Annotated in this window: 14 protein-coding genes; 10 read left to right on the forward strand and 4 right to left on the reverse strand. The window is 65.8% G+C overall.

The features are described from left to right. The first annotated feature begins 13 nt into the window (after nucleotides 1-13). Nucleotides 14-313 carry a DUF1330 domain-containing protein gene (locus JJB99_RS16360; RefSeq protein WP_200499684.1) on the forward strand — a complete coding sequence of 100 codons (300 nt, stop codon included), beginning with the start codon at nucleotides 14-16 and terminating at the stop codon, nucleotides 311-313. Nucleotides 314-365: 52 nt separating this feature from the next. Beyond that, a complete protein-coding gene (locus JJB99_RS16365; protein WP_200499685.1) occupies nucleotides 366-1,694 on the forward strand; it encodes a chloride channel protein in 1,329 nt (442 codons plus the stop codon). Nucleotides 1,695-1,798: 104 nt separating this feature from the next. On the opposite strand, the gene JJB99_RS16370 is transcribed toward JJB99_RS16365, so the two are convergent. Next, the gene (locus JJB99_RS16370; protein ID WP_200499686.1) at nucleotides 1,799-2,812 is read right to left on the reverse strand and encodes a zinc-binding alcohol dehydrogenase family protein; all 1,014 of its coding nucleotides are present in this window, start codon (nucleotides 2,810-2,812) and stop codon (nucleotides 1,799-1,801) included. Between the two features lie 120 nt (nucleotides 2,813-2,932). Here JJB99_RS16370 and JJB99_RS16375 point away from each other — a divergent pair, with 120 nt between their 5' ends. After that, complete coding sequence (locus JJB99_RS16375; RefSeq protein ID WP_200499687.1) at nucleotides 2,933-3,310, forward strand: winged helix-turn-helix transcriptional regulator; 378 nt, start codon at nucleotides 2,933-2,935, stop codon at nucleotides 3,308-3,310. 145 nt (nucleotides 3,311-3,455) lie between these two features. On the opposite strand, the gene JJB99_RS16380 is transcribed toward JJB99_RS16375, so the two are convergent. Beyond that, nucleotides 3,456-5,069, reverse strand: a complete 1,614-nt coding sequence (locus JJB99_RS16380) for an OprO/OprP family phosphate-selective porin (protein ID WP_200499688.1) — start codon at nucleotides 5,067-5,069, stop codon at nucleotides 3,456-3,458. A gap of 313 nt (nucleotides 5,070-5,382) precedes the next feature. Here JJB99_RS16380 and JJB99_RS16385 point away from each other — a divergent pair, with 313 nt between their 5' ends. The 7 genes from JJB99_RS16385 to JJB99_RS16415 all read left to right on the forward strand — a co-directional run bounded on the left by JJB99_RS16385 (nucleotide 5,383) and on the right by JJB99_RS16415 (nucleotide 13,390). Next, the gene (locus JJB99_RS16385) at nucleotides 5,383-6,789 is read left to right on the forward strand and encodes a DegQ family serine endoprotease (RefSeq protein ID WP_200499689.1); all 1,407 of its coding nucleotides are present in this window, start codon (nucleotides 5,383-5,385) and stop codon (nucleotides 6,787-6,789) included. After that, nucleotides 6,786-8,123: a replication-associated recombination protein A gene (locus JJB99_RS16390; protein WP_200499690.1), complete on the forward strand. Its 1,338-nt coding sequence runs from the start codon at nucleotides 6,786-6,788 to the stop codon at nucleotides 8,121-8,123. Before JJB99_RS16385 ends, JJB99_RS16390 begins: the two co-directional genes overlap by 4 nt. A 52-nt stretch (nucleotides 8,124-8,175) precedes the next feature. Next, entirely contained in the window at nucleotides 8,176-9,390 is a 1,215-nt protein-coding gene (locus tag JJB99_RS16395; RefSeq protein WP_200499691.1) for an RluA family pseudouridine synthase, read from the forward strand. A 378-nt stretch (nucleotides 9,391-9,768) separates the two neighbouring features. After that, nucleotides 9,769-10,563, forward strand: coding sequence for an ATP12 family chaperone protein (locus tag JJB99_RS16400; protein WP_200499692.1), 795 nt, complete (start codon nucleotides 9,769-9,771; stop codon nucleotides 10,561-10,563). Between the two features lie 56 nt (nucleotides 10,564-10,619). Next, on the forward strand, nucleotides 10,620-12,239 hold the full coding sequence (locus tag JJB99_RS16405) for a flagellar hook-length control protein FliK (RefSeq protein WP_200499693.1): 1,620 nt from the start codon (nucleotides 10,620-10,622) through the stop codon (nucleotides 12,237-12,239). Further along, complete coding sequence (locus JJB99_RS16410; protein ID WP_200499694.1) at nucleotides 12,236-12,499, forward strand: EscU/YscU/HrcU family type III secretion system export apparatus switch protein; 264 nt, start codon at nucleotides 12,236-12,238, stop codon at nucleotides 12,497-12,499. Before JJB99_RS16405 ends, JJB99_RS16410 begins: the two co-directional genes overlap by 4 nt. Nucleotides 12,500-12,571: 72 nt before the next feature. Beyond that, complete coding sequence (locus JJB99_RS16415) at nucleotides 12,572-13,390, forward strand: class D beta-lactamase (RefSeq protein WP_200499695.1); 819 nt, start codon at nucleotides 12,572-12,574, stop codon at nucleotides 13,388-13,390. 28 nt (nucleotides 13,391-13,418) lie between these two features. Here the strand turns inward: JJB99_RS16415 and JJB99_RS16420 are convergent, their stop codons facing one another. Together JJB99_RS16420 and JJB99_RS16425 are read right to left on the reverse strand one after the other, a co-directional pair. Continuing rightward, nucleotides 13,419-14,012, reverse strand: a complete 594-nt coding sequence (locus tag JJB99_RS16420) for a hypothetical protein (protein ID WP_200499696.1) — start codon at nucleotides 14,010-14,012, stop codon at nucleotides 13,419-13,421. A gap of 155 nt (nucleotides 14,013-14,167) precedes the next feature. Next, entirely contained in the window at nucleotides 14,168-14,572 is a 405-nt protein-coding gene (locus tag JJB99_RS16425) for a DUF4260 domain-containing protein (RefSeq protein ID WP_200499697.1), read from the reverse strand. Between the last annotated feature and the right edge of the window lie 12 nt (nucleotides 14,573-14,584).

The raw sequence follows: 14,584 nt of genomic DNA on the forward strand, positions 1-14,584 counted from the left end.
CTCGGAGACGATCATGAAGGCCTATGTGATTTCCGAAGTCGAGGTACGCGACCAAGCCGCGATGGCCGCCTATCGCATGCTGGCTGCCCAAACCATCGCGCAATATGGCGGCCGCTACCTCGCACGTGGCGGAGCCGCTGAGGTGGTGGAGGGCGCTCCGCCGCCCAAGACTATCGTTGTCGTGGAGTTCCCCTCGATGAGCCGCGCGCGCGAATGGTACGCGTCGGTCGAATACGCGGAGGCGCTGAAATTGCGGCAGACGGCGCTGGAGCGGCGGCTGATATTTGTCGAGGGGGCGGCTCCATCTAGCTGATTTGCCGGTTTGCCCCTTCTTTTCGAGGCGCAACCGGCTACAACAGCGCTCCATGCTCTGGCCCCTTTCGACCCGCCACAAACGTCTGTTCAGGCTGACGTCCGCGCGATGGCAGCGGCGGGCGATCTTCTTGCTCGGGGGCATTGGGGTCGGCGCTGCGGCCGTGGCGCTGGCGCAACTCGCCGATCTCGCGCAGTATACTTTTGCGTTCCTGCTGACCAAGTCACGCTATGCTGTGCTGGCGGTGACGCCGCTTGGCTTCATGCTGTCGGCCTATCTGACCGTGCGCCTGTTTCCGAATGCGCAGGGCAGCGGAATCCCACAGGCAATCGCCGCCCGGCATCTGACCGACCAGCATGCGCGCGAGAGCCTGGTCTCGGTCCGGATTGCGATTGGGAAGGTGATCCTTACTTTATTCGGCCTGTTGTGCGGCGGTTCCGTCGGCCGGGAAGGGCCGACCGTCCAGGTCGGCGCCTCCATCATGTTCGCGCTTGGCCGTGTCTCGCCTCGCCGGCAGCCCGGATTGATCCTGGCCGGCGCGGCCGCCGGCGTCGCCGCGGCCTTCAATACTCCGCTGGCGGGCATCGTCTTCGGCATCGAGGAGATGAGCCGGGCGTTCGAGACCCGCACGTCGAGCCTCATCATCGCCGCGGTTATCGCCGCCGGCCTGACCTCGCTCGCGCTGGCGGGGAATTACGCTTATTTCGGCAGCAGCGCGATGACGCTTGCGCGCGGTGCCGATTGGCTGGCCGTTCCGCTCTGTGGCGTGGTCGGTGGCCTCGCAGGCGGACTGTTCAGCCGTACCGTCATTGCGATGGCGCGCGGTTTCAAGAATCCGCTCGGCCGCGCCGTCAAGGGCCATCCGCTCTGGTTCGCGTTTGCCTGCGGCCTCGCTGTCGCGATCTGCGGCCTCGTGTCCGGCGACACGATCTACGGCACCGGCTATCAGCAGGTGAAGACAGCGCTGGAGCACGGCACGCCATTGCCGTCCGACTTCGGCGTGCTCAAGCTTCTCGCCACCACCTTCGCCGCGATCAGCGGCGTACCCGGCGGCATTTTTTCACCCTCGCTCGCTGTCGGCGCCGGCATCGGCAGCAACATCGCCGGGTTCTTCCACGATGCGCCGCTCGGCGCGATCATGCTGCTCGGCATGGTCTCGTATTTTGCCGGCGTCGTGCAGGCGCCGATCACTGCCTTCGTGATCGTCACCGAGATGACCGACAATCATGGCATGGTCGTGCCGTTGATGGCGGCCGCGCTGATCGCGCACGCGACCTCGCGGTTGATCTGCGAGGAGGGCATCTATCACGCGCTCGCCAAGGGCTTCATCGAGCGGGCGGGGCATCCGCCGGGAGCGAAGGCGCCGCCTGCGTCCGGCTAGAGCATGATCCGGAAAAGCGCGCAGCGGTTTTCCGAAAAGATCATGCTCAAACAACAGCCTAAGGCGCGATGACGATTCATCCTAATCTCATCGCGCTTTAGAGGCTACCACCCCTCGAGCACGATCTTGCCGCGCGACTTGCCGCTCTCGAGCAGCGCATGGGCGCGCTTGAGGTTGGCGGCATTGATGGTGCCAAAGGTCTGGTCGAGCGTGGTGCGCAGCACGCCCTTGTCGATGAGATCGGCGACGTCGTTGAGCAAGTGATGCTGCGCGATCATGTCGGCCGTCTGGAACGAGGAGCGCGTGAACATCGATTCCCAATGCACCGAGATCGCCTTGCCCTTGAAGGTGCTCATGGTGAACTCGGGCGGATCGTCGATCAGGCCGAACCGGCCCTGCGGCGCCATGAACTCGGCAATGCTCTTGTAGTGCTGCTCGGTGAAGGTGAGGCTCGCCACCAGCGCGACCGGCGGCAGCTTGAGCTTCTCGATCTGCTCCTTCATCGGCTTGCCGTGGTCGATCACCGCATGCGCGCCGAGATCGAGGCACCATTTTTGCGACTCCGGCCGCGTCGCGGTCGCGAGCACCGTGAGGCCGGTGAGGCGGCGCGCCAGCTGGATCAGGATCGAGCCGACGCCGCCGGCGCCGCCCGTGATCAGCAGCGTGCGCGGATCAACGCTCTTGCCGGGAACGGCGCCGAGCCGGTCGAACAGCAATTCCCAGGCGGTGATGGAGGTGAGGGGAAGGGCTGCCGCCTGCGCGAACGACAGGCTCTTCGGCTTGTTGCCGACGATGTGCTCGTCGACCAGATGGAATTCGGCGTTGGTGCCCTGGCGCAGGATCGAGCCGGCGTAAAACACCTCGTCGCCCGGCTTGAACAGCGTGACCTCCGGCCCGACCGCATCGACCACGCCGGCTGCGTCATAGCCGAGAATCTTGGTCTCGCCCTCGGGCGGGGCGGCGCGCTTGCGCACCTTGTAATCGACCGGGTTGGCCGAGATCGCCTTCACGGCGACGCGGATGTCGCGCCCCTTGGGGTCGGGCTTAGCGGTGTCGAAATCGATTAGCGCATCCTGATCCTCGATCGGAAGCGATTTCTTGTAGCCGACGGCCTTCATGGCTTGTCTCCATCAGATGGCGTGTTCGCCTGCCGCCTAACTGTCGCGCTGGCTCCCATTTGGCAAGTACTGTAAATTCGGGGATATAGTCCCCGTTTGGATACCATTGGGAAGAATCCGATGAAACGGAAGAATTTTGCCTGCCGGCCCGGGTGCGCGGTCGAAACGGCGCTGGATCTGATCGATGGCAAGTGGAAGGGCGTGATCCTCTACCACCTGCAAAATGGCACCCAGCGCTTCGGCGAATTGCGCCGGAGAATGCCCGGGATCACGCAGCGCATGCTGACCAAGCAACTGCGCGCGCTCGAGGACGACAAGCTCGTCATCCGCAAGGTCTATGCTGAAGTGCCGCCGCGGGTCGAATATTCGCTCTCCGAGCTCGGCGAGAGCCTGCGCCCGGTGATCGATATTCTGAAGGCGTGGGGCGAGAGCCACCAGCAGCGGCTGTCCTGCGCACCGGCGCCGGTGCTCGTGAAGAAGCCGAACCGGGCGGCGTGATTACTTCACCTCTCCCGGAGGGAGAGGTCGGATTGCATTGATAGATGCAATCCGGGTGAGGGGATCTGCACGACCGAGCAAGCCGCCCCCTCACCCGAATTGCTTCGCAATTCGACCTCTCGCCGTCGGGGAGAGGTAATTCAAATCAGAACGCAAACTGCGTGCGCAACGCGACAGCGTCGAACTTCGAGCCGGCATCGGCAGCCGAGACCGCCGAAGCCTGCCTCGACACAGTGCCATGCAGGTAATCGAGCATGAATCGGACGTTGCCGTTGACGTACCAGTTGAGCGCCAGCGTGTAGACGTTCTGGCGGCCGCCGGCGATACCGTTGGCGGTCGCGAGCTGGTCGTTGAGGTCGATCGTCGAGAAGCGCCCCGCGATCTCCCACGCGCCCCAGCCGCCGCCGTCGATCGAGAACGGATGCGCCGGCTTGACGCCGTTATAGGCGGCGTTGGCGGCGTTGTAAGTGTGGGTCTCGCCGGTCAGAACGTAGCCGGCCTGCGCATAGCCGCCCTGGAATTTCAGGCTTGGCGCGCCGACGAGCGGCACGCTGGTGTTGGCGGTTCGGTCGATATTGTACCAGAAATACTCGCCCTGGACGATGAACGGACCATAGGTCGCCGCCGCCTCGAGGCTGTAGACCTGCGCGCCCGAGACATTGGCGATCGCGCCGGTCGAGACCAGCGTCGTCGGGTCGAGACGCAATTCCGGACGGTCGCTGAGCGCGACTGTCTGGGTGTTGGCGATCAGGTTGCGCGGTGGCTGGATCAGCCATTGCGCATCGGCGCCGATATGAACCGAGTAGTCCTTGCCGCTGATCGGATTGCCGGCGACGCGCGCCACGGCGCCGTATTGCTCGGACGTGCCGGCCGGCGCCGCGCTCGATGCGGAGTGGATCGCGCCGGTCGACGGCCCGGTGGCATAGCCGCCGATCCAGAGCTGGTCGTTGAACCAGCGCGCACCGGCGGCAGAGCGGAAGTCGCCGGCGGCGATGTTGGTCGCGACCACGCCGGCCGAAGCGCGCTCCATGAACATGATGTCGTTGGAGCTCGTGGCTTCATCGAGCGTGTAGGGCAGATCCATGATGCCGGCTTCGACGGCGATGCGGCCGCCGAACGGCTTCAGGCCCGTGTAGCTCAGGTAAGCGTTCTCCACGCCCGATACGCCACCGCCCGGCAGTGAGCCCGGCGCGGTGCCGCCAAATCCGTCGGACGTGCCGCCGAAATCATAGACCAGCGCGAAATTCCAGTCGTTGAAGAATTTACCGGTGACGCCGATGCGCGCGCGGCGCACGTTTTCGCCGCTGTCGAGCCTTTGCGGCACAGTTGCCGCCGTGTTGGGGCGGTAGTCGTAGCCGCCGACGTCCCAATGCACGCGGCTCCTGATTGCGACGCAGTTCGCCCCGTCGGCGGTGCAGATGGTCGGCCGGTTGTTCGGCATCGTCACCACGACTCCGGACGCAGGCGGCGGGGTCTTGAGCGGGATCGCCGCGTTGGCGTTGGCGACGACCGCCTTCGCCTCCGAGCGTGCTTCGGCCTTCGCTTCGGCCTTGGCTTCCGCTCTGGCTTTTGCCGCGGCCGCGGTGTTCGCGGCGGTCTGGCTCTGGAGCTTGTCGAGCTTCTGCTCCAGCATCTTCAACTGCTGCTTGAGGAGCGCGATCTCCTGCTCGCTGCTGCTCGCCGATTGGGCCTGGGCCTGTGAGGCCGCCAGCACGCCAGCGAGACCTATCGCCGTCGCTGCAATTCTTGTTCTGCTCACGTCATGACTCCATCGTTTGACGACTTCCCCAAGTCACAGCGGAGAGCCTAAGAACGATCGATGACTGCCCCGCGACGGCGCACCCGGGTTGAACGGGTTCCCACTGATGTAAATTCGCCGCAACCGAATCCGCCAGCGACGAGCATGCAAGATGATGCGCATCATGCCAATCCATCGCGCCCGGCGGATTGCCATTTCGCACGCCGGGCTCGCATTCGGGAGATACCGGTAGAGGACGCAATATTGCCGCCCGGCGCCCTTCTATTGAGGGGCGAACGCGCCTATATTCCGGCGTCTTTTCCGAGAGGTAGGAATGTTTCGATCGACCCGCGCCGCCGTCATCACAGCCTTGTGCATCGCATTTTCCGCCCAGTTCAATCCGGGCGCCGCACAGGACCGCCGTGTTCCGTCCTCGCCGGCCGAGCTGCGGCTGTCCTATGCACCGATCGTGCAGCGGGTGCAGCCGGCGGTCGTCAACGTCTATGCGGCCAAGGTGGTGCAGAACCGCAATCCGCTGCTCGATGACCCGATCTTCCGCCGCTTCTTCGGCGTGCCGGGCCAACAGCCGGAGCAGGTGCAGCGCTCGCTCGGCTCCGGCGTCATCGTCGATGCGGCCGGGCTCGTCGTCACCAACGTCCATGTCATCGAAGGCGCCGACCAGGTCAAGGTGTCGCTGTCGGACAAGCGCGAGTTCGAGGCCGAGATCGTGCTGAAGGACTCCCGTAGCGATCTCGCGGTGCTGCGTCTGAAAGACACCAGGGAGAAGTTTCCGGCGCTCGAATTCACCAATTCGGACGAGCTGATGGTCGGCGACGTCGTGCTGGCGATCGGCAACCCCTTCGGCGTCGGCCAGACCGTGACCCACGGCATCATCTCGGCGCTGGCGCGCACGCAGGTCGGCATCACCGACTATCAGTTCTTCATCCAGACCGATGCGGCGATCAATCCCGGCAATTCCGGCGGCGCGCTGGTCGACATGAATGGCCGCCTCGCCGGCATCAACACCGCGATCTATTCGCGCTCCGGCGGCTCGCAAGGCATCGGCTTTGCGATTCCATCCAACATGGTGCGCGTCGTCGTCGCTTCCGCCAAGAGCGGCGGCAAGGCGGTGAAGCGGCCGTGGTTAGGCGCGAAGCTGCAGGCGGTGACGCCGGAGATCGCCGAAAGCCTCGGCCTACGCTCGCCGACCGGTGCGCTGGTCGCGAGCGTGGTCGCGAACAGCCCCGCGGCGAAGGCCGGCCTGAAATCCTCCGATCTCATCACCGGGATCGACGGCCAGACCGTGGATGATCCCAACGCCTTCGACTACCGCTTCGCCACCCGTCCGCTCGGCGGCACCGCGCAGCTCGACGTGCAGCGCGGGGGCAAGCCGCTCAAGCTGACGGTGGCGCTGGAGACCGCGCCCGATGCGGGGCGCAACGAGCTCGTCGTCACCGCACGCTCGCCGTTCCAGGGCGCGAAGGTCTCGACCATCACGCCGGCGGTTGCCGACGAACTGCATCTGGACGCCGATACCGAGGGCGTCGTCATCACCGATCTCGGCGACGACAGCACAGCTGCGAATGTCGGCTTCCAGAAGGGCGATATCATCCTCGCCATCAACAACCAGAAAATCAGCAGGACCGGCGACCTGGAAAAGGCTGCCGGCGAGCGTCCGCGGATCTGGCGCATCACGCTGGTGCGCGGCGGCCAGCAGATCAACGTCACGCTGGGCGGATGAGTCCGAAGCGACCACAGGAGACGCCCACTCTCTTCGCCGCGGCGGGGCTCGATCACGACGCTCCGCATCCGCTGCCGGACCGGCTGCGCCCGCGCGCGCTGTCAGAGGTCGTAGGCCAGGATCACATCCTCGGTCCCGACGGTGCGCTGACGCGCATGCTGGAGACGCGCACGCTGGGCTCGCTGGTGTTCTGGGGCCCGCCCGGCACCGGCAAGACCACGGTGGCGCGACTGCTGGCGGATGCCACCGATCTGCATTTCGAGCAGATCTCTGCGGTGTTCTCCGGCGTCGCCGATCTCAAGAAGGCGTTCGACGCCGCCCGCGCCCGCCGCGAGATGGGCAAGGGCACGCTGCTGTTCGTCGACGAGGTGCACAGATTCAATCGCGCCCAGCAGGATTCGTTTCTGCCCGTGATGGAAGACGGCACGGTGGTGATGGTCGGCGCCACCACCGAAAACCCGTCCTTCGAGCTCAACGCGGCGCTTCTGTCCCGCGCGCGCGTGCTGGTGTTCCGCTCGCTCGATGCCGCCGCGATCGAAAAGTTGTTTGCGCATGCGGAGGAGGTCGAGGGCCGCAAGCTGCCGCTCGATGACGAGGCGCGGGCGGTGCTGGTGCGCATGGCGGACGGCGATGGCCGCGCCGCGCTGACGCTTGCCGAGGAAGTCTGGCGTTCGGCGCGGGCGGACGAGATCTTCAATGCCGCGCAGTTGCAGGACATCCTGCAGCGCCGTGCGCCGATCTACGACAAGTCGGCCGACGGCCATTACAACCTGATCTCGGCGTTGCACAAGTCGGTACGCGGCTCCGATCCCGATGCCGCGCTGTATTACCTCGCGCGCATGCTCGATGCCGGCGAGGACCCGCTGTTCCTGGCCCGCCGCGTCGTGCGCATGGCGGTGGAGGACATCGGCCTGGCCGACCCGCAGGCGCTGGTCATCGCCAATGCCGCGAAAGACGCCTTCGACTTCCTCGGCCATCCCGAGGGCGAGCTCGCCATCGCGCAGGCCGTCGTCTACCTCGCCACCGCGCCGAAATCGAATGCGGTCTACACCGCCTTCGGCGAGGCGATGCAGGTCGCAAAACAGGCCGGCTCGCTGCTGCCGCCAAAACACATCCTGAATTCCCCGACCAAGCTGATGAAGTCGGAAGGCTACGGCGCAGCCTACGAATACGACCACGACGCCCCCGACGCGTTTTCCGGGCAGGACTATTTCCCGGAAGCCCTGGGCCGCCAGACCTTCTACGACCCGCCCGACCGCGGCTTCGAGCGCGAGATCAGGAAGCGGCTGGACTACTGGGCGAAGCTGCGGAAGGAACGGGGGAGCCAGCGCTAGAAACGGCCATTTCGCCGTGACGGCTGCCGGCTTTTAGGGTACGCAGGCATCCATGAGCCGCCGTATCAAGAGAACTGATCCAAAGCCCCGTTCGCGCGACGAGCGCAAGGAGGCGCGTCCGTATCAAGCGCGCAGCACGAAGAAAGCCGGGTCGCGGCCGGGCGGCAAGCCCGGCAGCAAGCCGCCGCGCTTTGTAACCGAGTGCGCCGAGCGGCGTCCGCCGAAAGCTGAGCTGGAAAGGGCCGCGCCCGAAAAGCCCGTCGAGGCGCTGCTGCCGACCAAGGTGCAGACGGTCACCGTCACGGCCGATGAGAACAACATGCGCGTCGATAGATTCCTCGAAGCGCGCTTTCCCGGCCTGTCGTTCTCCCACATCCAGCGCGTCGTGCGCAAAGGCGAGCTGCGCGTCGACGGCAAGCGGGTCGACAGCAAGGACCGGCTGGAGGAGGGGCAAAGCGTCCGCATTCCACCGCTCAAGGTCGATACGCCGAAGGCCGTCGGCGAGCTCTCGGAAGCTGCGCAGAAGACGCTCAAGGCGCTGAAGGAGATGACGATCTTTGAGGACGACGACGTCCTGGTCCTGAACAAGCCCGCCGGCCTTGCTGTGCAGGGCGGTTCGGGCATGACGCGGCACATCGACCAGATGCTGGAGGTGATGCGCGATGCCAAGGGCCAGAAGCCGCGCCTCGTGCACCGCATCGATCGCGAGACGTCGGGCTGTCTTTTGATCGCCAAGACGCGCTTTGCCGCCTCGCATCTGACGGGCGCATTTCGTTCGAGATCTGCGCGAAAAGTCTATTGGGCGCTGGTGCCCGGTCTGCCCAAGCCCAAGCAGGGCCGCATCTCGACCTTCCTGGCGAAGGAAGAGAGCGAGGACGACACCATCATGCGCATCGCCCAGCATGGCGACGAGGGCGCGAGCCACGCGGTGACGTACTACGCTGTGGTCGAGACCGCCGGCAACAAGCTGACCTGGGTGTCGCTGAAGCCGGTGACGGGCCGCACCCACCAGCTGCGAGCCCACATGGCGCATATCGGCCATCCCATCGTCGGCGATCCCAAATATTTCAACATCGAGAACTGGCAATTGCCGGGCGGCCTGCAAAACCGGCTGCATCTGCTCGCGCGCCGCATCGTGATTCCGCATCCGCGCGGCGGCTTTATCGATGCCACAGCGCCGCTGCCGCCGCACATGCAGCAGTCGTGGAATCTGCTCGGGCTCGATGCGAGCCGGTTCGATCCGATCGAGAACGCGCCGGAGGAGTAGGGGCGCACTGCTAACCACCTCCTCAGTGTCATCGCCCGCCTTGTGCGCACTTGCGCACTGGGGCGGGCGATCCTGTATTCCAGAGGCCGGCCTTAGAGAACTCGCTCTCACCACATCCGCCGCGGCGTACTGGATGCCCGGCCAAGCCGGGGCATGACAGTGATGGTTGTGGTTGAGACCGAAAGCCCGCTCAATTCCGAAACTGCTCCAGAAACATCCGCAACGAGTCATGCGGGCTTTCCACATCGGTGGTCAGCCAGCCCTCCGGCCCGGCGAACAGGGCTGCAATGCCCGCAAGTTCCCTCGCCCCGCTCGCTTTATCGGTCGCCGATCTTACCTTAAAAGCCTAGCATCCTGCGACCGGGACCGAAAACTCACATGCGCGAATTGTTCGAAGAAGCAGCAGACCAATCCCCGCCCGATCCGCGGGAATCGGCGCGTGCGTCGGCGCGGACGCCGCTGCGCAAGCGCTTCTACAAGGAAGCCGGTGTTGCTGATGCCGAGGGCGGTTTTGCCGTCACGCTCGACGGCAAGCCGATCCGCACACCCTCTGGCCGCCAGGTGGTGATCCCGTCGCGGCCGCTCGCAGATAGCGTGGCTGCGGAATGGGCGGCGCAAGGCGAGGCGATCGATCCGGTGAGCATGCCGCTGACGCGGATCGCCAACAGCGTAGTCGAGGGCGTCGTCGACCGCGTCGAGCTCGTCAGCGACGATCTTGCAAAATACTTCGAGTCCGACCTGCTGTTCTATCGCGCCGGCCACCCCGAAGGGCTGGTCGCCCGCGAAGCCGCGCATTGGGACCCTGTGTTGTTCTGGGCGGCCGAGACGCTGGGCGCGCATTTCATCCTCTCTGAAGGCGTCATGCATGTGAAGCAGCCGGACGAGGCGCTGAACGCGGCCCGTGCTGCGCTGCCAAGCGATCCCTGGTCGGTTGCGGCGCTCCACGTGGTGACGACCCTGACCGGCTCGGCGCTGCTGGCGCTGGCGCTGGCGCATGGCGTGCGAGATGCCGGCCAGGTCTGGGCCGCCGCCCATGTCGACGAGGACTGGAACACGGACCAATGGGGCGTGGACGAGGAGGCAGCCAGCCGCCGGGCCGCGCGGCTCAGGGATTTCGAGGCTGCCGTAACGGTCCTGGCGGCCGTGAGAGCGCCGGCGGCCAAAGGTCCTTAACGAGAGGTTTACGAGGGCGGTTTAGGGTGGGGCCAGCGTTCCCTGGGCCCGCCGAAATGCCGACGCCGATAAGCTCGATCGTTCCGGTCAGCGCCGCCAGCCCCGTGGCTGATGCGGCGACGCCCGATCTCGTGCTGCAGGCCGGCAGCATCGTCGACGCAAAAGTCGTCAGCGTGCTCGCCGACAATCTGGTGCGGATCGCCATCGCCAATCTGTCGATGGACGTGATGTCCGAGGTGTCGCTGACACCAGGGCAGAACCTCCAGCTCGCGGTATCGCAGAGCGATGGCACCATCCGGCTCGCCGTCATGAACGGCGCAGGCGAGGCGACCTCTGATCAGATCACGCTGACGACGGCCGCGGCTTCGCTGGTGGACAGCCCGTCGCTCGCGCCGTCCGCCACCGCAGCACGCAATACGCTAACGCCATTGGAGCAGGTCGTCGTCACCGCCGCTTCAGCCGAGGCCGTGACCAAGCAAGGCAGCCAGGCGCCGCTGTTCGCCAATCTTGCCTCCGTCGTCGCCGGAGGCGATCTGCCGGCGGGACTGAAGCAGGCGGTGCTGGACGTGCTGGCGCAGCAGACGCCGCTCAACACCGCCCTCGACGGCGGCGATATCGAATCCGCTTTCCAGAAGTCGGGTCTGTTTCTCGAGGCTTCGCTTGCCGCCGGCGCGACGCCGCCTTCCGGCACGGTGCCTGACCTGAAAGCCGCGCTGCTGGTGCTGCGCCAGACGCTGGCGACGCTCGAGCCCGCCGCGCCGCAGGCGCAGGGCGGCGCGATCCCGACGAGCGCCACGGCGACACCGCAGGTCGCCACAGCACCGGCACCGACAGCAGGTGAAGCCGCGCAGGCCGCGTTGCCATCGACCGAACCTGAGATCGCCCAGCCTCCGCAAATGCCGCGTAGCACCAGTGTCGCGGCCGTTGTGCTGGCCGACATGACGGGTGACGCTCCGCAGGCCGCGATGCCCCGCACCATGTCCGCCGGCCTTGCCGCGAGCCTGCTGCAAGAGGCCGCGCAGAACCTGCCGCGCCTGACCGGCAATGTGCCGGGGTCGAACAAGGCCGTGCCGGATGGTCATGTTTTCGAAGCGGCCGCGCGCACGACGCCTCCGCCGTTCCGCGGTGCGCTCCCAGCGCCGCAAGCTATCGTCTCGCCCTCGCTGGCATCGGATACGCCGCTCTCCGCAACGGTACATCGCCTGCTGGACGACACTGATGCTGCGATCGCGCGGCAGACGCTGCTGCAAGTCGCCTCGCTTCCTGACCGGACCGATGCATCCGGCCATCGCATCGACCCGACCGTGCCGCAGTGGAATTTCGAGATCCCGTTTGCGACACCGCAGGGCACCGCGATGGCGCAGTTCGAGATTTCGCGCGACGGCGGTGGCGAATCCGCCGATCCCGCCAAGCGCGCCTGGCGTGCGCGCTTCACGCTCGACATCGAGCCCGCCGGCCCCGTGCATGCGCTGGTCACGCTGAGCGGCGACAAAACCTTTGTGCGGATGTGGGCGGAGCGGCCGGCGACCGCGCGGCAGCTCCGCGCCGGAATCGGTGAGCTCAACCAGGCCTTGATGCGCGCCGAGCTCAAGCCCGGCGACATCCTGGTGCGCGATGGCGCCCCGCCGCAGCCGGCACCGGCCCGCGCCGGGCATTTCCTGGACCGCGCCACATGAGCGACCCATCCAAGCTCGCGATCGCGCTGCATTACGAGAAGGGCTCTGGCGCGCCCGTGGTCGTCGCCAAGGGCAGGAGCACAATCGGCGAAAAAATCGTCGAGATCGCCAAGGCTCACGACATCCCGATCGAGGAGAACGAGATCCTCGCCGGGGCGTTGTCCAAGGTCGAGCTCGGCGAGGAGATCCCGCCGGATCTCTACAAAGCCGTTGCCGAAGTCTTGGTATTCGTGCTGCGGCTGTCGGGCCGGGGGCGCTGACGCTGTCATCGTTTGACCATGATAGCGGCCGCATGGTTGTCGCTACTTTCACCGTCTTAATGGATATCGCCTGTGATCACCCGCCGCTCCACCCTCGGCGTTCTCGCCGCAGCCGCGATCCTGCCGCAGCGCGCGCTCGCTCTCGTCGCGCCGCCGCGCAACGAGATCCGTGACAGCCTTGCAAAACGTTTCACCGATCTCGGCACGGCAGGCACTTTCGTCGGCTACAAGGTCGAGGATTATCTGATCGTCGCCAGCGACAAGGAGCGCTCGGGTGAGGGCAAGCTCCCGGCCTCGACCTTCAAGATCCCGAACTCGCTGATTGCGCTCGAGACGGGCGTGGTCGTGGATCCCGACAAGGACGTCTTCCCGTGGGACGGCGTCAAGCGGCCGATCGAGGCCTGGAACAAGGATCATACGCTGCGCAGCGCGATCGCGGTCAGCGCCGTGCCGGTCTATCAGGAGATCGCGCGCCGGATCGGACAGGAGCGCATGCAGAAATACGTCGACTTGTTCGAATACGGCAACCGCGACATCGGCGGCGGCATCGACCAGTTCTGGCTCACCGGCAATTTGCGCATCGATCCGATCGAGCAGATCGATTTCGTCGACCGGCTGCGCCGCCGTTCATTGCCCATCAGCAAGCGCAGCCAGGATCTCGTCGCCGACATCCTGCCGGTGACGAAGGTCGGCGACAGCATCATCCGCGTCAAGTCAGGGTTATTGGGCGCCGAGCGCGGCGAGCCGTCGCTCGGCTGGATGGTCGGCTGGGCCGAGAAGGGCGAGGCGCACACGGTGTTCGCGCTCAACATGGATTGCAAGGAGCCGCGGCTCATCAGTGAGCGGATGCCACTGACGCAAGCCTGCCTTGCCGAGATCGGCGCGATCTAGGAAAGATCGCAACAACGGCGTCAGAGTCTCAGGCCTTGTCGGTCCTCTTCGCCGTCAGCGCCTGGTCGATCGCAAAGCCGCCGATCTCGCTCATCGCCTGCGAGATCACGTCGCCTTTTCCGGCAAAGCCGCGCGAGAGATAATCGAACTGGGTCCGGGCCAGGCGCAGCACTTCGATCGGCACAGAGACCACGGTCTCGTTCAGATTGTCGACGGAGGCGCGCAGTGTTGCGAGCTCGGTGGTGAGATTGCCGATGTGGCTCTCGGCGGCCTGCATCAGGCCGAGCAGCTTGCCGCGCTCGGCGTCAAAGGCGGCGCGCTCGGCGGCGGCGGCCGCGGTGACCTCTGCAAGCTGGGTCCGTAGCGCCTCGATCTGGCTGACCATCGCATCGGAGGCAATCTCGGCGGCCGCGCGCAGCTCGACATGGCGCGTGTTTTCTTCTTGCGTCTCGTGATAGAGCCGCTCGGCCGACATCGCCCGCTGCGCCAGCGACTGGATCAGTGCAGCGGCGCGCAGCAGCATCTCGCCGTTCCGTCCCGACACCATGCTGGCCATGCGCCGCAGGAAGTCGACGGTTGCGGACGATGAGTTCGGCGGCAGTGGGACGACCGTCGCGGACATGGGTGATGCCAGGGCGTAGTGACCGCCGCCGTACCGACTGGGCTCACGCAACATTCGGCGCCTGATCGTGAGCTGAAGCAAGCCTGAATCGGCAGGCGCGGTCAACCGGCGAGAGCCGATAAAATGGACGCCGTCCCGCCGCCGAACGCGCGGAATCAGGCGCGCTTCTGCCGGCCGATCCGTCCCAAATGGGTGAAGCCGAAACCGGCGGAATATTTCAGGCCATAGCCGAGCGCCCGGTCGATGCCGATATGGGCGAGCCAGATCAAGGCGATGGACAGGGTCAAGGGCGAGGCGAAACCGAAGCCCAGCGTCATCAGCGTCACCGGCGCCATGTAGCTGTGGGCGGCGTTGTAGACCAGCGCGCCGAATTTGGCGTCGGACAGGTACGCCAGGAAGCTCAGATCGGGGACGAAGAAGAGCAGCGCAAAGATCAGCCAGGAGCCGCCCCAGGCCGCGTAGAGCATCACCATGCCAACGAACAGGGTGAGACCTTCCAGGCGGAGCAGGATGTTGACACCGCCTGTCACGGAGCCGGTCTCGGCAGCTTGTTCGTCCATTGTCCCCTCCCA

It is taken from the genome of Bradyrhizobium diazoefficiens, from assembly GCF_016616235.1.
Taxonomy (GTDB): Bacteria; Pseudomonadota; Alphaproteobacteria; order Rhizobiales; family Xanthobacteraceae; genus Bradyrhizobium; species Bradyrhizobium diazoefficiens_H.